19 protein-coding genes are annotated in these 21,089 nt (G+C 51.5%); 12 read left to right on the forward strand and 7 right to left on the reverse strand.

Features of this window, described 5'->3' with window-relative positions; translation table 11 throughout:
* Positions 1-10 precede the first annotated feature (10 nt).
* From GF617_RS10845 to GF617_RS10875, 7 genes are all read left to right on the forward strand, one after another.
* Positions 11-484 carry an NUDIX hydrolase gene (locus GF617_RS10845; RefSeq protein WP_203451662.1) on the forward strand — a complete coding sequence of 158 codons (474 nt, stop codon included), beginning with the start codon at positions 11-13 and terminating at the stop codon, positions 482-484.
* A gap of 40 nt (positions 485-524) precedes the next feature.
* Entirely contained in the window at positions 525-1,637 is a 1,113-nt protein-coding gene (mnmA, locus tag GF617_RS10850; protein WP_181623107.1) for a tRNA 2-thiouridine(34) synthase MnmA, read from the forward strand.
* Positions 1,638-1,664: 27 nt separating this feature from the next.
* On the forward strand, positions 1,665-2,294 hold the full coding sequence (gene hflD, locus GF617_RS10855; protein WP_181623106.1) for a high frequency lysogenization protein HflD: 630 nt from the start codon (positions 1,665-1,667) through the stop codon (positions 2,292-2,294).
* A 19-nt stretch (positions 2,295-2,313) separates the two neighbouring features.
* The gene (purB, locus tag GF617_RS10860; protein WP_203451663.1) at positions 2,314-3,684 is read left to right on the forward strand and encodes an adenylosuccinate lyase; all 1,371 of its coding nucleotides are present in this window, start codon (positions 2,314-2,316) and stop codon (positions 3,682-3,684) included.
* 124 nt (positions 3,685-3,808) lie between these two features.
* Positions 3,809-4,480 carry a two-component system response regulator PhoP gene (gene phoP / locus GF617_RS10865; RefSeq protein WP_181623728.1) on the forward strand — a complete coding sequence of 224 codons (672 nt, stop codon included), beginning with the start codon at positions 3,809-3,811 and terminating at the stop codon, positions 4,478-4,480.
* The gene (gene phoQ, locus GF617_RS10870) at positions 4,481-5,944 is read left to right on the forward strand and encodes a two-component system sensor histidine kinase PhoQ (protein ID WP_181623104.1); all 1,464 of its coding nucleotides are present in this window, start codon (positions 4,481-4,483) and stop codon (positions 5,942-5,944) included.
* Positions 5,945-6,035: 91 nt separating this feature from the next.
* Complete coding sequence (locus tag GF617_RS10875; RefSeq protein WP_203451664.1) at positions 6,036-7,157, forward strand: cupin domain-containing protein; 1,122 nt, start codon at positions 6,036-6,038, stop codon at positions 7,155-7,157.
* A gap of 66 nt (positions 7,158-7,223) precedes the next feature.
* On the opposite strand, the gene pepT is transcribed toward GF617_RS10875, so the two are convergent.
* Positions 7,224-8,447, reverse strand: a complete 1,224-nt coding sequence (pepT, locus tag GF617_RS10880) for a peptidase T (RefSeq protein WP_181623102.1) — start codon at positions 8,445-8,447, stop codon at positions 7,224-7,226.
* A 266-nt stretch (positions 8,448-8,713) separates the two neighbouring features.
* On the opposite strand from pepT, the gene potA reads away from it, so the two are divergent.
* From potA to potD, 4 genes are read left to right on the forward strand one after another with little or no spacing between them, the layout of a single operon-like run.
* The gene (potA, locus tag GF617_RS10885) at positions 8,714-9,832 is read left to right on the forward strand and encodes a spermidine/putrescine ABC transporter ATP-binding protein PotA (RefSeq protein ID WP_181623101.1); all 1,119 of its coding nucleotides are present in this window, start codon (positions 8,714-8,716) and stop codon (positions 9,830-9,832) included.
* Positions 9,816-10,673 (forward strand): spermidine/putrescine ABC transporter permease PotB, encoded by an 858-nt coding sequence (potB, locus tag GF617_RS10890; protein WP_181623100.1) that lies wholly within the window; start codon positions 9,816-9,818, stop codon positions 10,671-10,673. Before potA ends, potB begins: the two co-directional genes overlap by 17 nt.
* Positions 10,670-11,476: a spermidine/putrescine ABC transporter permease PotC gene (potC, locus tag GF617_RS10895; protein ID WP_181623099.1), complete on the forward strand. Its 807-nt coding sequence runs from the start codon at positions 10,670-10,672 to the stop codon at positions 11,474-11,476. Before potB ends, potC begins: the two co-directional genes overlap by 4 nt.
* A 1-nt stretch (position 11,477) precedes the next feature.
* The gene (potD, locus tag GF617_RS10900) at positions 11,478-12,524 is read left to right on the forward strand and encodes a spermidine/putrescine ABC transporter substrate-binding protein PotD (protein WP_203451665.1); all 1,047 of its coding nucleotides are present in this window, start codon (positions 11,478-11,480) and stop codon (positions 12,522-12,524) included.
* Between the two features lie 43 nt (positions 12,525-12,567).
* Here the strand turns inward: potD and GF617_RS10905 are convergent, their stop codons facing one another.
* Positions 12,568-13,797 carry an EAL and HDOD domain-containing protein gene (locus tag GF617_RS10905; RefSeq protein WP_203451666.1) on the reverse strand — a complete coding sequence of 410 codons (1,230 nt, stop codon included), beginning with the start codon at positions 13,795-13,797 and terminating at the stop codon, positions 12,568-12,570.
* Between the two features lie 238 nt (positions 13,798-14,035).
* On the opposite strand from GF617_RS10905, the gene GF617_RS10910 reads away from it, so the two are divergent.
* A complete protein-coding gene (locus GF617_RS10910) occupies positions 14,036-15,967 on the forward strand; it encodes a methyl-accepting chemotaxis protein (protein ID WP_181623096.1) in 1,932 nt (643 codons plus the stop codon).
* Positions 15,968-16,038: 71 nt separating this feature from the next.
* Here the strand turns inward: GF617_RS10910 and cobB are convergent, their stop codons facing one another.
* The 5 genes from cobB to lolC are packed head-to-tail and all read right to left on the reverse strand — an operon-like array spanning position 16,039 to position 20,978.
* Complete coding sequence (gene cobB, locus GF617_RS10915) at positions 16,039-16,860, reverse strand: Sir2 family NAD+-dependent deacetylase (protein ID WP_181623095.1); 822 nt, start codon at positions 16,858-16,860, stop codon at positions 16,039-16,041.
* 14 nt (positions 16,861-16,874) lie between these two features.
* The gene (gene nagK, locus GF617_RS10920; RefSeq protein ID WP_203451667.1) at positions 16,875-17,786 is read right to left on the reverse strand and encodes an N-acetylglucosamine kinase; all 912 of its coding nucleotides are present in this window, start codon (positions 17,784-17,786) and stop codon (positions 16,875-16,877) included.
* Between the two features lie 54 nt (positions 17,787-17,840).
* Positions 17,841-19,085, reverse strand: coding sequence for a lipoprotein-releasing ABC transporter permease subunit LolE (gene lolE / locus GF617_RS10925; RefSeq protein WP_203451668.1), 1,245 nt, complete (start codon positions 19,083-19,085; stop codon positions 17,841-17,843).
* Complete coding sequence (gene lolD, locus GF617_RS10930; RefSeq protein ID WP_181623092.1) at positions 19,085-19,786, reverse strand: lipoprotein-releasing ABC transporter ATP-binding protein LolD; 702 nt, start codon at positions 19,784-19,786, stop codon at positions 19,085-19,087. Before lolD ends, lolE begins: the two co-directional genes overlap by 1 nt.
* Positions 19,779-20,978 (reverse strand): lipoprotein-releasing ABC transporter permease subunit LolC, encoded by a 1,200-nt coding sequence (lolC, locus tag GF617_RS10935; RefSeq protein ID WP_203451669.1) that lies wholly within the window; start codon positions 20,976-20,978, stop codon positions 19,779-19,781. Before lolC ends, lolD begins: the two co-directional genes overlap by 8 nt.
* Positions 20,979-21,089 lie beyond the last annotated feature (111 nt).

A 21,089-nucleotide genomic window follows, 5' to 3' on the forward strand; every position in this document is an offset into this window, starting at 1 on the left:
AGGAGAAATAATGTTCAAACCTCATGTGACGGTTGCCTGCGTCGTTCACGCGCAGGGTAAATTTCTGGTAGTGGAAGAGACCATCAACGGTAAAGCGTTGTGGAATCAACCGGCCGGACATCTTGAAGAGAATGAAACACTGGTGCAGGCCGCAACGCGTGAACTGTGGGAAGAGACGGGCATCCATGCCGTACCGCAGCACTTCATTCGTTTACATCAATGGATCGCGCCTGACCGCACCCCGTTTTTGCGCTTTTTATTTGCCATCGAACTTAGCGAAACGTGCGCCACTGAACCACATGATGACGATATCGATCGCTGCCTGTGGCTGACTGCTGATGAGATCCTGAATGCACCAAACCTGCGTTCTCCGTTGGTTGCCGAAAGTATCCGCTGCTGGCACTCAACGGGGCGCTTACCGCTTGATGTTATCGGAGAATTTAACTGGCCGTTTACAGAGGGTGTCAATGGTGGGGGCGCGTGATAGAATACGCCGCCTTGAAGTTCAATGTCGTGAGTATTCCATGTCAGATAACAGCCAGAAAAAAGTAATCGTCGGCATGTCCGGCGGTGTCGATTCCTCCGTTTCCGCCTACCTGCTGCAACAGCAGGGCTATAAGGTAGAAGGCCTGTTCATGAAGAACTGGGAGGAAGACGATGGCGAGGAATACTGCACTGCCGCAGCCGATCTCGCCGATGCGCAGGCCGTATGCGATAAACTCGGTATCGAACTGCACACCGTTAACTTTGCTGCAGAATACTGGGACAACGTATTCGAGCTTTTCCTTGAAGAGTACAAAGCGGGCCGAACCCCAAACCCGGATATTCTGTGCAACAAAGAGATCAAATTTAAAGCCTTCCTTGAATTTGCCGCGGAAGACCTGGGCGCTGATTATATTGCAACCGGCCACTATGTTCGTCGTGCAGATGTGAATGGCAAAAGCCAGCTGCTGCGTGGTCTGGATGGCAACAAAGATCAAAGCTACTTCCTGTACACACTGAGCCATGAGCAGATCGCACAAAGCCTGTTCCCGGTTGGTGAACTGGAAAAACCTGAAGTGCGCAAAATCGCGGAAGAGCTGGATCTGATCACCGCGAAGAAAAAAGACTCCACCGGTATCTGTTTTATCGGTGAACGCAAATTCCGTGAATTCCTGGGTCGCTACCTGCCAGCGCAGCCGGGGAAAATAGTGACCGTTGACGGTGACGAAATTGGTCAACATCAGGGTCTGATGTACCACACTCTCGGCCAGCGTAAAGGTCTGGGTATTGGTGGTACGAAAGAAGGCAGCGAAGATCCGTGGTATGTCGTCGACAAAGATGTTGAAAACAACATTCTGATCGTTGCTCAGGGACACGACCATCCACGACTGATGTCGGTGGGTCTGATCGCCCAGCAACTGCATTGGGTTGATCGTGAACCGGTTAAAGGTACGCTGCGTTGTACGGTAAAAACACGCTATCGTCAGACGGATATTCCTTGTACTGTCACGGCGCTTGACGATGACCGTATTGAAGTCCATTTCGATGAGCCTGTTGCTGCTGTCACCCCAGGCCAGTCAGCCGTCTTCTATCACGGTGAAATTTGCCTGGGCGGCGGGATCATTGAACAGCGTCTGCCACTGACTGCTGCCTAACACGATTGCACACATAAAGGAGAACGTGTGGCGAAGAATTATTATGACATCACCCTGGCGCTGGCGGGAATTTGCCAGTCAGCCCGTCTGGTGCAACAGCTGGCGCATCAGGGTCATTGCGATGCTGACGCGCTGCACGTTTCACTTAACAGCGTTATCGATCTTAACCCTGGCTCCACGCTGGGTGTCTTCGGTGGAAGTGAAACGAATCTTCGCCTCGGTCTTGAAACTCTGCTCGGTGTACTTAACGCCAGCAATCGTCAGGGTTTGAATGCGGAACTCACTCGCTACACCCTGAGTTTGATGGTACTGGAACGTAAGCTGACGGCTGCAAAAGGGGCGCTCGATACCCTCGGTAACCGTATTGCCGGCTTGCAGCGTCAGCTTGACCATTTTGATCTGCAATCAGAAACGCTGCTCAGCGCAATGGCTGGCATTTATGTCGACGTCATCAGCCCACTGGGGCCACGCATTCAGGTTACTGGCTCCCCTGCTGTGCTGCAAAGCCCACAGGTGCAGGCGAAGGTTCGTGCCTCGCTGCTGGCAGGTATTCGTGCAGCCGTACTGTGGCATCAGGTTGGCGGTGGCCGCCTGCAGTTAATGTTTTCTCGTAATCGCCTGACCACTCAGGCAAAACAAATTCTTGCTCATTGTTAACCTCCCGGAGTTGCGAATTATGGAATTATCCTCACTGACCGCCGTTTCCCCTGTCGACGGACGCTACGGCGATAAAGTCAGCGCGCTGCGCGAGATCTTCAGCGAATATGGTTTGCTGAAGTTCCGTGTACAGGTTGAAGTGCGCTGGCTGCAAAAGCTGGCCACTCAGGCAGCAATCAAGGAAGTTCCTGCTTTTGACAGCCAGGCAAACGATTACCTTGATAAAATCGTTGCCGAGTTCAACGAAGAAGATGCTGCATGCATTAAAACCATTGAACGCACCACTAACCATGACGTGAAAGCGGTTGAATACTTCCTGAAAGAAAAAGTGGCAAGTGTTCCGGCGCTGCATGCTGTTTCTGAGTTTATCCACTTCGGCTGCACATCAGAAGATATTAACAACCTCTCCCACGCGTTGATGCTTTCCACCGCGCGTCAGGATGTGGTGCTGCCTTATTGGCGCAAAATTATTGATGCCGTAAAAGACCTGTCCGTTCAGTATCGCGATATTCCACTGCTTTCCCGTACTCACGGTCAACCAGCCACGCCATCCACCATGGGTAAAGAGATGGCGAACGTTGCGTACCGTATGGAGCGCCAGTATCGCCAGCTGGCGCAGGTTGAGATCCTGGGTAAAATCAACGGTGCAGTCGGTAACTATAACGCTCATATTGCAGCCTATCCTGAAGTGGACTGGCATCAGTTCAGCGAAGAGTTTGTGACCTCTCTGGGTATTCAGTGGAACCCGTACACCACGCAGATCGAGCCGCATGACTACATCGCTGAACTGTTTGATTGCATCGCCCGCTTCAACACCATCCTGATCGATTTCGATCGCGATATCTGGGGTTATGTTGCACTGAATCACTTCAAACAGAAAACGATCGCCGGTGAAATCGGATCTTCAACGATGCCGCATAAAGTGAACCCAATTGATTTCGAAAACTCCGAAGGCAACCTGGGTCTGGCTAACGCCCTCCTGCAACATATGGCCAGCAAGCTCCCGGTTTCACGCTGGCAGCGTGACCTGACAGACTCCACCGTTTTGCGTAACCTGGGCGTGGGTATTGGCTATGCGCTGATCGCTTATCAATCCACCCTGAAAGGTGTAAGTAAACTGGAAGTGAACCGCGATCGTCTGCTGGATGAGCTGGATCACAACTGGGAAGTACTGGCTGAACCTATCCAGACGGTAATGCGTCGTTATGGCATCGAAAAACCGTACGAAAAACTGAAAGAACTGACCCGCGGAAAACGCGTTGATGCCGAAGGTATGAAGCAGTTTATTGATGGCCTTGCACTGCCTGAAGACGAGAAAACACGTCTGAAAGCCATGACACCAGCCAATTATATTGGTCGTGCTATCACAATGGTTGATGAACTGAAGTGATGCCCCTCAGCCTCTTTTCCGCCCGGAAAAGAGGCTGCTTTCCCTCGGTTTAATAAATGTTTATCCCCACAACAACATAATCAGCGTTAAACTATTCATACCATTAATTTAGGGAGAAGAGATGATGCGCGTATTGGTTGTTGAGGATAATGCATTGTTACGCCATCACCTGAAAGTACAGCTTCAGGAGATGGGACACCAGGTGGACGATGCCGAAGACGCAAAAGAAGCCGACTATTATCTCAATGAACATTTGCCTGATATCGCCATTGTCGATCTAGGGCTCCCTGATGAAGACGGTCTGTCATTGATTCGTCGCTGGCGTAGCCATGATGTCTCCCTGCCCGTTCTGGTTTTAACCGCCCGCGAAGGCTGGCAGGATAAAGTTGAAGTCCTTAGTGCGGGTGCAGATGATTACGTCACCAAGCCGTTTCATATTGAAGAAGTGGCTGCACGCATGCAGGCACTATTGCGTCGCAACAGCGGACTGGCCTCACAGATTATCTCTATCCCCCCTTTTCAGGTGGACCTCTCCCGTCGCGAATTCTCCATTAATGATGACGTCATCAAGTTGACAGCCTTTGAATACACCATTATGGAAACGTTAATTCGCAACAGAGGTAAGGTTGTGAGTAAAGACTCATTGATGCTACAGCTTTACCCTGATGCTGAACTGCGTGAAAGCCACACCATTGATGTGCTGATGGGACGTTTGCGCAAAAAAATCCAGGCGCAGCACCCGCAGGATGTGATCACCACCGTGCGTGGTCAGGGTTATCTGTTCGAATTACGCTAAATGAAAAGGATCCTGCGCCACATTTTACCCCTCTCTCTACGGGTTCGCTTTTTACTGGCAACCGCAGCCGTTGTACTGGTGTTATCGCTCTCCTATGGCATGGTGGCACTGGTTGGGTATAGCGTGAGTTTTGATAAAACAACCTTTCGACTCTTACGTGGCGAAAGTAATCTGTTTTATACCCTTGCCAGGTGGGAAAATAATCATATCAGTGTGGAAATGCCGGATAACCTGAACCAGCAAAGCCCGACAATGGCCCTCATTTATAATGAAAAAGGGCAATTATTGTGGGCACAGCGCGACGTTCCCTGGCTGGTAAAACGTATACGCCCTGAGTGGCTCAAAACGAACGGTTTTCATGAAATAGAAGCCGACCTGGACGCGACCAGCATGCTGCTCCGTAACGATCTCTCTCTGCAGCAGAAACTTGATGAAATACGGGCAGATGACAACGAAACGGAGATGACGCACTCCGTTGCCATTAACCTCTATCCCGCCACACTGGGAATGCCGCAATTGACCATTGTGGTGATCGACACAATCCCGGTTGAGCTTAAACGTTCTTATATGGTCTGGAGTTGGTTCGTTTACGTTCTGGCAGCCAACCTGCTTCTCGTGATTCCGTTGCTCTGGGTTGCGGCATGGTGGAGCCTGCGGCCGATTGAATCGCTGGCCAAAGAGGTTCGCGAGCTGGAAGAGCATCATCGTGAGAAGCTCAATCCGGAGACCACGCGCGAACTGACCAGCCTGGTACGTAACCTCAATCGCCTGCTGAAAAGTGAACGTGAACGCTATGATAAATACCGAACAACGCTCACTGACCTCACTCACAGTCTTAAAACACCACTTGCCGTGATGCAAAGTACGTTACGTTCAATGCGCAGTTCAACACTGAGCGTCGACGATGCTGAACCCGTGATGCTGGAGCAAATCAGCCGCATTTCGCAACAAATTGGCTATTACCTGCACCGTGCCAGTATGCGTTCCGGGAGCGCGTTATTAAGCCGTGAATTACATCCGGTTGCACCATTACTGGATAACCTCACCTCCGCACTCAATAAAGTCTATCAACGCAAAGGGGTAAACATCAGCCTCGATATCTCGCCGGAAATCAGCTTTGTTGGCGAGAAGAACGACTTCATGGAGGTAATGGGAAACCTGCTCGATAACGCCTGCAAATACTGCCTGGAATTTGTCGAAGTCTCCGCGCGTCTGACAGAAAATGAGCTGCATATTATTGTCGAGGATGATGGTCCTGGCATTCCGCAAAACAAACGTGATGTGGTGTTTGACCGTGGTCAACGTGCAGATACGCTGAGGCCGGGCCAGGGCGTTGGACTCTCCGTCGCGCTCGAAATTGTTGATCAGTACGATGGAAGAATTGAAACCAGCGACAGCTTGCTGGGTGGCGCGCGAATGGAAGCGATTTTTGGCCGTCAACAGCCAACATCCAGCGACAGTTAACCCGTGATGTGAAAAATGCGAGAATCTCACACGCAGGCTTCTGTGCTTCCGTTATAATCCGTTTCAGTAAGAGCCTGCGGAATAAAAAAATATGGATTATCAATTAACACTTAACTGGCCCGAATTTATTGAACGTTACTGGCAGAAACGTCCGGTCGTTCTGAAACGTGGCATCAGCAATTTTGTCGACCCACTCTCCCCCGATGAACTGGCCGGACTGGCAATGGAAAACGAAGTCGACAGTCGCCTCGTCAGCCACCAGGACGGCAAGTGGCAAGTCAGCCACGGTCCATTCGAAAGCTATGATCACCTGGGTGAAAACAACTGGTCTCTCCTGGTTCAGGCCGTCAACCACTGGCATGAGCCAACTGCCGCCTTAATGCGCCCTTTCCGCGCCCTGCCCGACTGGCGAATGGACGATCTGATGATCTCCTTCTCCGTGCCTGGCGGTGGTGTCGGCCCGCATCTTGATCAATATGATGTGTTTATCATTCAGGGTACGGGACGCCGTCGCTGGCGCGTGGGCGAAAAAGTGCCGATGAAACAACATTGTCCGCATCCGGACCTGCTTCAGGTCGATCCCTTTGAAGGGATCATCGATGAAGAACTGGAGCCGGGCGATATTCTTTATATTCCACCGGGTTTCCCGCACGAAGGTTACTCGCTGGAAAATTCGCTGAACTATTCCGTTGGCTTCCGCGCGCCAAGCGGCCGTGAAATGATCAGCAGTTTTGCAGACTACGTTCTGCAACGCGAACTGGGCAGCTATCGCTATAGCGATCCGGATGTGCCTGCGCGTGAGCACCCTGCCGATATTCTGCCGCAGGAACTGGATAAGCTTCGCGAGATGATGTTGGGTTTGATTAACGAGCCAGAACATTTCAAACAGTGGTTCGGCGAGTTTGTGAGCCAGTCACGTCACGAACTGGACGTCGCTCCGCCAGAGCCGCCGTACCAGGCGGACGAGATTTACGATGCACTGCAACAGGGTGATAAACTGGTGCGCCTGGGTGGATTACGCGTACTGCGTATTGGGGAAGAGGTGTTCGTCAATGGCGAAAAACTCGACTCTCCTCACCGACCGGCACTGGACGCTATCGCCAGTCATTTGGTGTTAACGGCTGACACCTTTGGTGATGCGCAGGAGGATCCTTCCTTCCTCGCGATGCTTTCAGCACTGGTCAACAGCGGATACTGGTTCTTCGAAGACTAAGTTGTGTATTTTGCCGGGTAGAGGCAGCGCCTTACCCGGCCTACAACCGCTAACAGCGGCGCTTGATTATCGTTTCGCTGTCAACTCTGCGATACGCACAATCACCTTCACCGCTTTTTCCATCCCTTCCAGCGTCACAAACTCATGCTTGCCGTGGTAGTTATACCCACCCGTAAACAGGTTTGGACACGGTAATCCCATAAAGGATAGTTGTGAGCCGTCTGTACCACCACGAATCGGTTTCAGAAGCGGTTCGATATCGCAATCGCGCATCGCTTGCTGGGCAATGTCGAGGATATGCGGATGTTCCATCACCTTCTCGCGCATATTGTAATAGCTGTCTTCAATGATCAGCTCAATATAGCAATCCGGGTGTAGACCTTTGCCCACCTTCTTGGCGATCTCCATCATTTTACGCTTACGCGCTTCAAAGGCTTTACGGTCAAAGTCTCGGACGATGTAGTGCATCTGGGCGCTATCCACCGTCCCTTTGATGCTGGTCAGATGATAGAAACCTTCATACCCTTCCGTCATCTCCGGGCTCTCTTCAGCCGGCACTTCCGCATGAATACGGGATGCCAGTGACAGCGCATTCACCATCACGCCTTTGGCGGAACCTGGGTGAACGTTGTTGCCGACGATTTTAATGGTGATCGATGCCGCATTGAAGTTTTCAAACTCCAGTTCTCCGACGCCGCCGCCGTCCACGGTGTAGGCCCACTTCGCGTTAAAGGCTTCAACGTCAAAATGTTTCGCGCCTTTACCGACCTCTTCGTCCGGTGTAAAGGCGACGCGGATGTCGCCATGCGGAATATCCTTGCCTTTTAATACCGCAAGAGCCGTCATAATTTCGGCCACGCCCGCTTTGTCATCCGCCCCCAGCAGGGTTTTACCATCAGTGGTAATCAGCGTCTGCCCCAGCAACTGATGCAACACCGGGAACATCACCGGCGACAGCACTTCATCACCAATGCCCAGCGCGATATCACCGCCACGATAGTTTTCAACAATCTGCGGGTTAACATGTTTACCGCTAAAGTCCGGTGAGGTATCGACGTGGGAGATAAAACCAATCGCCGGGATAGTACCGCTCACATTGGCAGGCAGCGTTCCCATCACAGTGCCTTTATCGCTTAGCGTGACATTGACCAGACCGAGCTCTTCCAGTTGATCTTTGAGCAGGTTTAATAACTTCCACTGCCCTTCGGTGCTCGGAACCTGTCTGACACCCGGTTTAGATTGGGTATCCAGCGAAACGTACTGTAAAAAACGCTCAAGTAATTTATCCATGCAGTCACCCTCACTTTTCGTGACAACATTATCAGTAAGCATCAAAACGCAAATATTGCGTCAGGTCACTTTTATCCCGTAAACGAGAATATTTTCGTTTATGTCGTCATGCGTTAATAAATGTAGCTTATGAATCAGTCACAAGGATTGGCGATTGAGGGGGTTTGCCGTAGAATGTCCGCCCTCATTACGAGTCACCAAGGTGGTTACACACAAACCCCGCTTCGGTATGCCACCCGGAGCGTCTATATGGGACAGCGCCAAAATTGAATACACAATCCCGTTCCTTGTCACCGCTGGTGCAACTGGAACGTATTCGTAAAAGTTTTGATGGTAAAACCGTCATTTCGGATCTCAGTTTGACCATCAATGATGGTGAGTTTCTCACGCTGCTCGGCCCTTCTGGCTGCGGCAAAACGACCGTACTGCGCCTTATCGCCGGGCTGGAAAGCGTCGACAATGGCCAAATCCATCTTGAAAATCATAACATTACTCAGGTTCCCGCTGAAGAGCGTCACGTTAACACCGTCTTCCAGAGTTACGCCCTGTTTCCGCATATGACGGTTTTCGAGAATGTGGCATTTGGCCTGCGAATGCAAAAAACGCCCGCCAGTGATATCGCACCGCGAGTGACCGACGCCCTGCGGATGGTACAACTCGAAGAGTTTGCCCAGCGTAAACCTCATCAGCTTTCCGGTGGTCAACAACAGCGCGTTGCCATCGCTCGCGCCGTGGTGAATAAACCTCGTCTGCTCCTGCTGGATGAATCTTTATCAGCCCTGGATTACAAACTGCGCAAGCAGATGCAAAACGAGCTTAAGGCACTGCAACGCAAGCTTGGCATCACCTTTGTTTTCGTGACCCACGACCAGGAAGAGGCGCTCACCATGTCAGATCGTATCGTGGTCATGCGCGATGGCAAAATCGAACAGGATGGTACGCCACGTGAAATCTACGAAGAGCCAAAAAACCTGTTTGTCGCCAGCTTTATTGGCGAGATCAACATCTTCGATGCCACGGTCATTGAACGTCTGGACGATCAGCGGGTGCGGGCGAACGTGGAAGGCCGCGAGTGTAATATCACAGTCAACTTTGATGTTGAACCAGGACAAAAACTCAACGTCCTGCTGCGCCCTGAAGACCTGCGCGTAGATGAGATCCACGAACATGCCGAAGCCGAAGGACTCATCGGTTATATCCGTGAGCGCAACTACAAAGGGATGACTCTGGAATCCGTGGTTGAGCTGAAAAATGGCAAAATGGTGATGGTCAGCGAGTTCTTCAATGAGGACGACCCCGACTTTGACCACTCACTCAATCAGAAAATGGTTATCAACTGGGTAGAAAGCTGGGAGGTTGTACTGGCTGATGAAGAACACAAGTAAATTCCAGAATGTGGTGATTGCCACGATCGTCGGTTGGCTTGTGTTGTTTGTTTTTCTCCCCAACCTGATGATCATCGCCACCAGCTTCCTGACCCGCGATGATACGAACTTCGTTAAGCTGGTCTTTACGCTGGATAACTACTCACGCCTGCTCGATCCGCTCTATTTTGACGTGCTGTTGCATTCACTCAATATGGCGCTGATAGCGACCGTCGCCTGTCTGGTGCTGGGCTATCCTTTCGCGTGGTTCCTGGCGCGCCTGCCGCAAAAGGTGCGCCCACTGTTGCTGTTTTTACTGATTGTTCCCTTCTGGACCAACTCATTAATTCGCATTTATGGTCTGAAAATATTCCTCAGCACCAAAGGCTATCTGAACGCGTTTCTGCTGTGGCTGGGTGTGATTGATACGCCGATCCGCATCATGTTCACACCGGGAGCAGTGATTATTGGTCTGGTCTATATCCTGCTACCGTTTATGGTGATGCCACTCTACTCCAGCATTGAAAAACTCGATAAACCCTTGCTGGAAGCCGCAAAAGATTTGGGCGCGAACAAGCTACAGACCTTTATCCGCATCATCGTTCCACTGACAATGCCAGGCATTATTGCAGGCTGCTTGTTGGTGATGTTGCCCGCTATGGGGCTGTTTTACGTCTCGGATCTGATGGGAGGGGCGAAAAACTTGCTCATCGGCAACGTCATTAAGAGTCAGTTCCTGAATATTCGCGACTGGCCATTCGGCTCCGCCACCAGCATTACGCTGACCCTGGTGATGGGTCTGATGCTGCTGGTGTACTGGCGCGCCTCGCGACTGCTTAATAAGAAGGTGGAACTCGAATGATTGGTCGACTGCTTCGCGGCGGTTTTATGACCGCCATTTACGCCTACCTGTATATTCCAATCATCATTCTGATTGTGAACTCGTTCAACAGCTCGCGGTTCGGAATCAACTGGCAAGGCTTTACCACGAGCTGGTACAGCCTGCTGATGAACAATGACAGTCTGTTACAGGCAGCCCAACACTCGCTGACGATGGCGATCTTCTCGGCAACCTTTGCTACTCTGATTGGTTCGTTAACCGCTGTGGCGCTCTATCGCTACCGTTTTCGTGGTAAACCGTTCGTCAGTGGGATGTTATTTGTGGTGATGATGTCGCCCGATATCGTGATGGCGATTTCGCTTCTGGTGCTGTTTATGCTGCTGGGCGTACAACTGGGGTTCTGGTCGCTGCTGTTTTCCCATATCACGTTCTGCCTGCCTTTTGTGGTCGTCACCGTCTTTTCACGTCTGAAAGGTTTTGATGTACGCATGCTGGAAGCGGCAAAAGATCTCGGTGCTAGCGAGATGACGATCCTGCGAAAAATCATTCTGCCGCTGGCGATGCCTGCCGTCGCCGCTGGGTGGCTGCTGAGCTTTACCCTGTCAATGGATGACGTAGTCGTCTCTTCCTTCGTCACCGGTCCGAGTTATGAAATTCTACCGTTGAAAATCTATTCGATGGTGAAAGTCGGTGTCTCACCCGAGGTGAACGCACTGGCGACAATTCTGTTGGTGTTATCGTTGGTTCTGGTCATCGCCAGCCAGCTTATTGCTCGTGATAAAACTAAAAGCCAGGTAAAACAGGCTACTCTCAGGGGACGTTAAAATGAAAAAATGGTCACGCCACCTGCTCGCGGCAGGCGCGCTCGCACTGGGTATGAGTGCTGCACACGCGGACGACAGTAAAACACTCTATTTCTACAACTGGACCGAGTATGTGCCGCCAGGTCTGCTGGAACAGTTCACCAAAGAGACGGGCATTAAGGTTATCTATTCCACTTACGAGTCGAATGAAACCATGTACGCCAAGCTCAAAACCTACAAAGATGGCGCTTACGACCTGGTCGTCCCGTCGACCTACTTCGTCGACAAGATGCGCAAAGAGGGCATGATTCAGAAGATCGACAAAACGAAGCTGACCCACTTCAACAATCTCGATCCCGAGATGCTCAACAAACCGTTTGATCCCAATAACGACTATTCCATTCCTTACATCTGGGGTGCGACAGCCATTGGCATTAACAGCGATGTCATTGATCCGAAAACCGTCACCCGGTGGGCCGATCTGTGGAAGCCAGAATACAAAGGCAGCCTGTTATTGACCGATGACGCCCGCGAAGTGTTCCAGATGGCGCTGCGCAAACTCGGTTATTCCGGTAATACAACGGACCTAAAAGAGATTGAAGCGGCGTATAACGAGCTGAAAAAACTGATGCCAAACGTAGCAGCCTTTAACTCCGATAACCCGGCAAACCCCTACATGGAAGGCGAAGTGAATCTGGGTATGGTCTGGAACGGGTCTGCATACGTCGCGCGTCAGGCGGGTACACCGCTGGAAGTGGTGTGGCCGAAAGAAGGCGGGATTTTCTGGATGGACAGCCTCTCTATTCCGGCAAATGCGAAAAACGTTGAGGGTGCACTGAAGTTGATCAACTTCCTGCTGCGTCCGGAAATTGCTAAGCAGGTGGCTGAAACCATCGGCTACCCAACACCGAATCTGGCCGCACGTAAGCTACTAAGCCCGGACGTCGCAAACGACAAATCGCTCTATCCGGATGCCGACACCATCAAGAACGGTGAATGGCAAAATGATGTTGGCGATGCAAGCCGTATCTATGAAGAGTATTACCAGAAATTGAAAGCGGGCCGCTAATCCGCTTCCCTTGCGCCTCACCCCCCCCAGGGGTGAGGCCAGGTTAGTTGACGGTATTCTCTCCGGCCCAGATCGTTGCTGTACGCATAGCCTCAACAACATCATCATCCGTCAGCCCCAGCACGGCACACATTTGAGCGGTTTTATCCCAGTGTTGCTGTTCATAATCGCGACACAGCGTCACGATATCAGCCAACCGTCCTTTCTGCTGACACAGCGCTTCACTCACGCTCTGTGGAACCGCAATTTGCTTCATCAGCTCTTCAATGGGTAGCTCAAGGATAGTATCAAGCAGAGAGAACAGCCCACACAGGAACGCGTTCTCAGCCAGAGACGGCTCATTCATCTTCCCGGCAATCAGCTCGCAGAATTTCCCTCGCATCATACTCAGCGGATAAAGCTCGCTCACTTTGTCATTACCTGCCGAAGCCAGCACCACGACCGCAACAAAGCGCCGAAGCTGATTCTCTCCGAGATACATGAGCACTTCACTCAACGTTAACTTGCTGAAGTTATAGATGCCAGTGTGTTTAAATGCAGTATGTTTCATATAACGCATGATTTTGTAGGACAATGTCAGATCGGTTTTAATCAATGACTCGATAATGCGAAAATCGGGTTTATTGCGTCCCACTTCCATCTGCAAACGAAAAATCGCCAGCTGATTTTGTGATAATCGCCTGTATTTTATTATCTCTGGTCGGCAAAAAAAGTATCCCTGAAAGAGAGAAAATCCTGCATCACGGTACTTATTAAATTCCTCTTTAGTCTCAACTTTTTCAGCGAGATACTTAATATCCCCCATCATGTTTTCACGTTGACTTAGATAATCTTTAATTTGTTCAAGCGTATTATTCCTTACGTCAAATTTCAGAATGGAAATATACGGTAAAAAGATGTCCCATTCTGGAGCCAGGGTGAAATCATCCAGTGCAAAGCGATATCCACGAGCACTCATCGCTTTAACTGCCTGAAGAAGCGCCTCTCCCGGCTCAGCATCTTCAAGGATTTCAATAACAACACTGTCTTTGTCTAACGCTTCGGCGCAGTGATTAATCACCATCTGGGAAGGGAAATTGATAAATGAGGTATGTGTTCCGGCGATCCGGGCCGCCGGAACACATAAGAACTGATCAGAAATCATCCTGGATGTTGCATACTCCGCAGATACATCCGGAAAACGATTATTCATTCCATCCCTGAAAAGTAACTCATACGCAACCGTATTCATATCCCTGTCAAAAATGGGTTGCCTCGCGATAAATGCATACATATACCGGCCCCCTTATTGATTTTTAATTATTAGCATCTTCTTTCTTCAAAAGTATAACGAGCAACTTTGGCTGCTATTTTGATATGATGCACAAAAAAAATAACAACCACACTTATTAACCGGGTAATGGATTTAAGAAATTTAGATTAAATAATCGCGACGCTATACAGAAACTCGGCCCATTATCCGATAAATGATCTGTACATGCCAGGCATGGACGACATTATGGGAGAAGGGTATGAAAGATGTCATGGTTCGCAAAAAGAAAATAAAAGTTAAGACATTGATGCTGTTGTCTATTTTTATCACCGTCACGCTGGGGTTCACCGCGACGATCGGTTTTATGATGTGGCAGTGGATGTCGCAGCAAGAGGTGCTGGCAAAAAAACATGTCCAGCAGATTGCCCAGGTCCAGTCTTTAGAAGTCAGCAAACAGATGGATTCAGCTCTGGCGGCTGCTCAGGATATCGGGAACAGCGCCCTTGCACTGCATGATGCCGGAATAGTTGACCGTCAGGGGCTAAATCACCTGCTCACCCATTATCTGGCGGCGCACCCTCATTTTTTGTCGATGTCGATGGCCTTCGAACCTAACGCTTTTGATAATAACGACGCCTCTTTTGCCGGCCAGAGTGGCGAAGATCCCGCGGGACGCTATGCGCGATACGTTGACCGGGACGGTGCAGGCAAACCCGCACTCCACCTGCTAACCGACTACGAAACACCCGGCAGTGGCGATTACTATCTGCTGCCAAAACAACGACAAAAAGATGTCATCATCGAGCCTTATATTTATCCCTACAATGGCGTGGATGTAATGCTCACATCGATTGCAGCTCCCATCATGCGTGAGGGACAATTTCTCGGGTCCGTGACATCAGACTTCTCTCTGGCGACGCTGCAAAAAATGATTAGCGCCATTAAACCCTGGAACGGAACAGGTTATGCCTTGCTCCTGTCGGCCGGACATAACGTTGTCTTCAGCCCGGAGAAGAACGACATTGCCAAACCTTATCGCGGCACAGTTTCAGGGAGCGAGGTCTTACGTTACACCGACCCACTGCTAAAAGAAGACGCGTTTATTACCTGGCAATCCATCAACATTGGCAATAGCCAGACTCCGTGGAAACTGGCAATTATCACACCAGTCAGTGAAGTGATGGCTGAAGCCAGACAATTCCTGATGAAGGCCATCGGCCTGATGATATTGAGCATCCTGGCGGTAAGCCTGGTGATGGCCCAGATCTTCACCCGTAAGGTTGACCGTCCCGTTGGCGGAGAACCATCGGAGGCCTCAGAGATCGCTCTGGCAGTGGCCAGAGGCGATCTCAATAACACGATCCCCGTTCGACGCGGCGATAACAGCAGTATTTTCTATGCTCTGCATACCATGCAGGCCCAGTTAAAACGTATTGTCGATAGCATTAATGACGCCAGCCATTCCGTACATGGTGGAACCAGTGAAATTGCAGCGGGCAATCTCGACCTCGCTTCCCGTACAGAAGAGCAAGCCGCCGCTATTGTCCAAACGGCCGCAAGCATGGAAGAGATTTCCGTTACGGTGAAAAATAATGCCGACAACGCGCACAAGGCGACACGCCTGACGGATAAAGCCGCATCTATTGCCGGTCATGGTGAAACACTGGTCAATGAAGTGGTGGATGTCATTGCCCGAATTGACGATAGTGCGCGCAAAATTGGTGAAATAAACAGCATTGTGGATGGGATTGCGTTTCAGACCAATATCCTGGCGCTCAATGCCGCCGTTGAAGCCGCAAGAGCCGGAGAACAAGGCCGGGGCTTTGCCGTTGTGGCTGGTGAAGTTCGCAACCTTGCGCAGCGTAGCGCCGATGCGGCAAAAGAGATCTCACATCTCATCGCAGAGTCATCCGGTCGTGTCAGTAAGGGCGTTGAACTGGTCAATGAGACTGGCGGGATGATGAAACAGATCATCGAGGCGGTGTCGCACGTGCATCTGGTGATCAATGAGATCGTACAGGCGCTGGATGAACAGACCCGAGGGATTAATCAGGTCAGCACTGCGGTTAATCAGATGGACAGCACCACACAGCAGAATGCCTCGCTAGTACAGCAGATTTCGGCTGCCGCGATGTCGCTGGAGGAACAGGCAAAATCACTGGAGAAAACGCTGGCATTCTTTAATTCGTAAGCAGTGAGATAAAAAAAAGCACCCGACTTTTGGGTGCTTTTGCTTTCAACAGGTGTCAGACAAATAAACCGTCACAGCCCTTTCAGAAGTTTGTCCACAAACGCCGGGACGACGTCACTTGCCAGACCGTAGTGCTTCTCTTCAAACTCACTGCCAACCTGGCTGGGTTCCAGATTCAGCTCCACGGTATGTGCGCCCTGTAATCGCGCTTCATGAACAAAACCGGCCGCCGGATAGACATGCCCTGACGTACCAATGGCGATAAATACATCCGCCATTGCCAGTGCACTGTAAATTTCATCCATTCCCAGCGGCATTTCACCGAACCACACCACATGCGGGCGCAGTCGCGCGGGAAACTGACAGCAGTGGCATTTATCATCGGTCAGGACGTCATCAGTCCAGTCCAGAACCTGGCCGCTCCAGGAACAGCGTACCTTCAGCAGTTCACCGTGCATATGGATGATGTTGCGGTTTCCGGCGCGTTCATGCAGGTTGTCGATATTTTGTGTCACCAGCAGAAAACGATCACCCAGCGCCTCTTCCAGCCTGGCGAGTGCCAGATGAGCCGCATTAGGGGCGATTTCCGGCTGTTGAAGCTGACGACGTCGCGCATTATAAAACGCCTGAACCAGCTCAGGATCGCGGGCAAACCCTTCCGGCGTCGCGACATCTTCAACGCGGTGTTCTTCCCACAAGCCATCGGCCGCACGAAACGTTCGAATACCTGATTCTGCGGAGATCCCTGCCCCCGTCAGCACCACGACTCTTGGTTTGTCCATTGATTCTGGCATCGTCCTGTCTCTGAAAAAAATCCGCTGACGCAAGCGCTCACGCAAACGGCGTTTATTTTTACGAAAACGGCTGAGTCGACCTAACCGACGCGACAGCATAGTAACCTCGTAGACTAATCGGTGAGATGAAGGAACGCGGCTCCACGCATTCCTCCCGCATCCCCGTGTCGCGCTCGTTCAATACGCGGCACGCGGGCGACCGGCAATAAATGTCGGGGCAGACGCCCGGACAACTGTTCCGTGATCGCTGTAAAGTTTGACAACCCGCCCCCAATAACCAGTAAATGAGGGTCGACGATGGTCAGGATATTGCCCAGACAGACCGCCAGCAGATCGAGATAACGCTCAACATGTTCGCACGCCTGCTCATCGCCTTGCTCCCACAACGTGATGATTTGTGGCGCGTCAAGTTTCTGATGATAGAAGTGTTCGTATAGCCATGCAAACCCACGACCAGAGAGATAATTCTCAATACAGCCATGCTGGCCACAGCCACAGCGTGTGAGCGGAAAATCACGCCCGACCACCTCCAGCGCATCCACTGGCAGGCGGATATGGCCAAATTCACCGGTAATGTAACTGCGCCCGGTAATCGGTTTGCCGTTAAAAACAATGCCTCCCCCAACGCCCGTACCGAGGATCAGCCCCATCACCAGAGGATACTGGCGAAACTCATCATCCCAGGCTTCAGAGAGGGCAAAACAGTTGGCATCGTTATCTAAACGGACATCGCGTTCAAGAAGGGCGGAGAGATCGGCACGCAAGGGTTTGCCGCTGGCCGCCGGAACGTTGGCGGCGTAAAGTGTTCCGTCGTCTGTTTCTGGCATCCCAGGAATGCCAATGCCGACAGAGCCTTTCACGCCAAAGCGCGAATCGGCTTGCGCCACCAGCGTCGCAATGGCTGTCAAAAACGCATCATAGCTTTCGCGCGGAGTGGGAACGCGGGTTTCCCACTGTAATTTGAGGTCGTCATCAAATACGCCCAACGCAATTTTAGTGCCGCCAATATCAAATCCATAATACATAACGCATTCCTCTTTCTGATTTAGCGGCCCGAAAACCGCTAAACCATGACGTAATTACTGGCCACTTAGCACCCTCGCCGGATCAATCCGGCTTGCGCGACGCGCTGGATACCAGCTTGCCAGCAGACTCAGTAAAAGTGCTGTAACCAGCACATAAATAACGTCCAGCCAGTGTAATTCTGATGGCAGGAAGTCAATAAAATAGATATCACCCGACAGGAACTGATGGCCGATGAGCTTTTCAATACCGTTGATGATCGGGGTAAGCTGTAGCGATACCACCACGCCAATCACCACGCCGCAAAGGCTGCCAAACAGCCCCGCCAGCAAACCATACCAGACGAAAATGGCGCGAATAAGACCGTCTTTCGCCCCTAAGGTACGCAACACGGCAATATCGCCACTCTTGTCTTTGACCGCCATCACCAGCGTCGACACGATATTGAAGCATGCTACGCCGATCACCAGCACCATCGCCAGATACATGATGGCGCGGATCATCTGGATATCACGGTACATATAACCATATGTCCCGATCCAGCTCTTGATGTAGACGTAGTTATTCGTCACGCCGCCCGCATCCCGCACCAGTTTATTGGCGTTAAAGACATCATTCACCTTGATGGCAATCCCCGTCACGCTATCGCCCATGTCCAGATACTGGCGCGCGTCCTCCAGCGGAACCATGGCAAAACTGTGATCGAGCTGACCGCTGAGTTGCAAAATACCGGTCACGTGGAGTCGGACACGTTTAGGCTGCTGTAATTTATGGTCGGCACTGGCGTTAGGGATCATGATCGATACCCAGTCACCCTGCTTCACTTTCAGGGCATCTGCCACGCCTTTGCCCATAATGATCTGTTGCTCACCAGGCTTAAAATTCGCCCACGCGTCATTCTGAACATATTTTGGTAATGCGCTTAAACGTTCTTCCTGTTGTGGATTAACCCCTTTCACCTGAATGGCACGCAGGTTTACACCGCTCTCCACCAGCCCGGTAAAATTGATATAAGGAGCGGCCGCAGCAATGCCGGGCACTTTTTCCACCTTCGCCAGAGCCTCACTCCAGTTTGTCCAGGGCTGGTTCACCGGCTCGATTTCACCGTGTGCTACAACCGCGAGAATACGGTTATTGAGCTCACGCTCGAAGCCGTTCATGGCACTCAGTCCCATGATTAACACCGCCACGCCTAGCGCGATCCCGACGGTTGAAATGACGGAGATCAGCGAGACCATGCCGCCACGACGACGGCCACGGCTAAAACGCAGGCCGATGAGTAACGATAACGGTGAAGCCATTACTCCGCTCCCATCAGCGTCAGTTCCGCATTCAGATGGCCATCACGCATCTCAAGCTGACGTCCCATTCGTTTTGCCAGTTGCAGATCGTGCGTCACCACCAGGAATGCCGTTCCTTGCGAAGCGTTCAGCTCGCCCAGAAGCTGGAAAATACTGTCCGCATTGCGCGCATCCAGATTACCCGTAGGTTCATCTGCCAGCACCAGGCGCGGAGTATTCACCAGCGCACGAGCAATGGCGACACGCTGGCGTTCGCCCCCTGACAGCTCGGATGGACGGTGATTTCCACGATGCCCAAGCCCCACAGCTTTCAGCATATCGCTGGCACGGGCGTTAATTTCTGCTGGTTTCTTTTTGCCAATCAACAACGGCATTGCCACGTTTTCAAGCGCGGTGAAATCGGGTAATAAATGGTGGAACTGATAGATAAAACCCAGCTCGCGGTTACGTAACTCGGCCTTCGCCGTCGAGGACATTTTGCTCATCGGCTGACCAGAGAAAATAACATCACCGGAAGTCGGCGTATCCAGCCCGCCCAGCAGGTGCAGTAAAGTACTTTTGCCGGACCCTGAGCTGCCGACAATCGCCATCATCTCCCCTTCCCCCACGCTGAAACTGACATTATGCAAAACATCAGTCTGCACATTGCCTTCCTGATAGCGTTTGGACAGGTTGTCGCATTGCAACAGGATCTTATTCATAACGTAAAGCCTCAGCGGGTTGAGTGGCGGCAGCGCGCCAGGAAGGATAAAGCGTTGAAAGCAGCGCAATGGCCATCGCAGCCAGTGCGATCCCGATCACCTGCAACGGTTCGATAGCAACCGGCAATGCCGCGCCATCAAGCAATGCGCCAATGATCGGCATTAAATTATTAAGCTGACTGGCAAGCAGCGCCCCCAGAACAGCACCGAGCAGTGCACCAATGATACCTGCGCTCGCCCCCTGCACCATAAACACGGCCATGATCTGGCGAGGCGTTAGCCCCTGGGTTTGCAGAATCGCAACTTCGCCCTGTTTTTCCATCACCATCAGCCCCAGCGACGTGATGATATTGAAGGCCGCCACCGCGACGATCAGGCTCAACAGCAGCCCCATCATGTTTTTTTCCATACGTACGGCCTGGAAAAGCTCGCCTTTACGCTCACGCCAGTCCTGCCATTTCGTCCCTTCAGGCAGCGTCTGCTGGCTAAGCACATCCACCTTGAGCGGTGCATCGAGCCATAGCCGCCAGCCGGTAATGTTTCCAGCCGGATAGCGCATCAGGCGCGACGCATCCTGAATGTTGACCAGCATCTGATAGCCATCGACTTCACTGTTAGCCGCGAACGTGCCAATGACGTTAAACAGACGCTGGCTTGGGATCCGTCCCATCGGGGTAAACTGGCTGGCCGACGGAACCATCACACGCAATTGATCGCCACGATTAACTCCCAGCTGCCCGGCAAGCTGCTCGCCCAGAATGACGTTGTACTTACCCGTTTCCAGGTCCGTTTGTTTAACGTTAACCAGATACGGCGTCAGTGGGTCCTTTTGAGCAGGATCGATACCCAGCATTACGCCCACCGCAACACTGCGCGCGCTTTGCAGCACCACATCACCTGTTGTTAACGGCGCAACACGCGTAACCCCTTGCAATTTTACTGCGTTTTCAGGCAGTTGCTGCGGGTTAACGGAACCGGAGGAGGACGAGAGAACGGCCTGCGGCATTAGCCCCAGGATATTGTTTTGCAGCTCGCGCTCGAAGCCATTCATGACGGAGAGAACCGTCACCAGAGCCATCACGCCAAGCGTAATGCCGATGGTCGAAAGCCAGGAGACAAAGCGACCGAAACGGTCCGCTGCGCGCCCACGCATATAACGTAAGCCTATGAAGAGTGCGACAGGTTGATACATGAAATCCGTCTGTTTGCTGATAGCAGACCCACGATTATATAAGCGAATCTATGAAGCGTAAATGACTGAAACCGTAAGCTTTGGTAATCATCTCGTCGAAAAAACCAGATA

The sequence above is a fragment of the Lelliottia sp. RWM.1 genome, assembly GCF_016859735.1.
Taxonomy (GTDB): Bacteria; Pseudomonadota; Gammaproteobacteria; order Enterobacterales; family Enterobacteriaceae; genus Enterobacter.

Coding starts and splice junctions, on each gene's coding strand:
- lolD (WP_181623092.1), bottom strand. CDS start 19,786: ATGAATAAGATCCTGTTGCAATGCGACAACCTGTCCAAACGCTATCAG.
- phoP (WP_181623728.1), top strand. CDS start 3,809: ATGCGCGTATTGGTTGTTGAGGATAATGCATTGTTACGCCATCACCTG.
- potB (WP_181623100.1), top strand. CDS start 9,816: ATGAAGAACACAAGTAAATTCCAGAATGTGGTGATTGCCACGATCGTC.
- phoQ (WP_181623104.1), top strand. CDS start 4,481: ATGAAAAGGATCCTGCGCCACATTTTACCCCTCTCTCTACGGGTTCGC.
- lolC (WP_203451669.1), bottom strand. CDS start 20,978: ATGTATCAACCTGTCGCACTCTTCATAGGCTTACGTTATATGCGTGGG.
- mnmA (WP_181623107.1), top strand. CDS start 525: ATGTCAGATAACAGCCAGAAAAAAGTAATCGTCGGCATGTCCGGCGGT.
- cobB (WP_181623095.1), bottom strand. CDS start 16,860: ATGCTGTCGCGTCGGTTAGGTCGACTCAGCCGTTTTCGTAAAAATAAA.
- lolE (WP_203451668.1), bottom strand. CDS start 19,085: ATGGCTTCACCGTTATCGTTACTCATCGGCCTGCGTTTTAGCCGTGGC.
- potD (WP_203451665.1), top strand. CDS start 11,478: ATGAAAAAATGGTCACGCCACCTGCTCGCGGCAGGCGCGCTCGCACTG.
- GF617_RS10905 (WP_203451666.1), bottom strand. CDS start 13,797: ATGTATGCATTTATCGCGAGGCAACCCATTTTTGACAGGGATATGAAT.
- nagK (WP_203451667.1), bottom strand. CDS start 17,786: ATGTATTATGGATTTGATATTGGCGGCACTAAAATTGCGTTGGGCGTA.
- GF617_RS10845 (WP_203451662.1), top strand. CDS start 11: ATGTTCAAACCTCATGTGACGGTTGCCTGCGTCGTTCACGCGCAGGGT.
- potC (WP_181623099.1), top strand. CDS start 10,670: ATGATTGGTCGACTGCTTCGCGGCGGTTTTATGACCGCCATTTACGCC.
- purB (WP_203451663.1), top strand. CDS start 2,314: ATGGAATTATCCTCACTGACCGCCGTTTCCCCTGTCGACGGACGCTAC.
- GF617_RS10910 (WP_181623096.1), top strand. CDS start 14,036: ATGAAAGATGTCATGGTTCGCAAAAAGAAAATAAAAGTTAAGACATTG.
- pepT (WP_181623102.1), bottom strand. CDS start 8,447: ATGGATAAATTACTTGAGCGTTTTTTACAGTACGTTTCGCTGGATACC.
- GF617_RS10875 (WP_203451664.1), top strand. CDS start 6,036: ATGGATTATCAATTAACACTTAACTGGCCCGAATTTATTGAACGTTAC.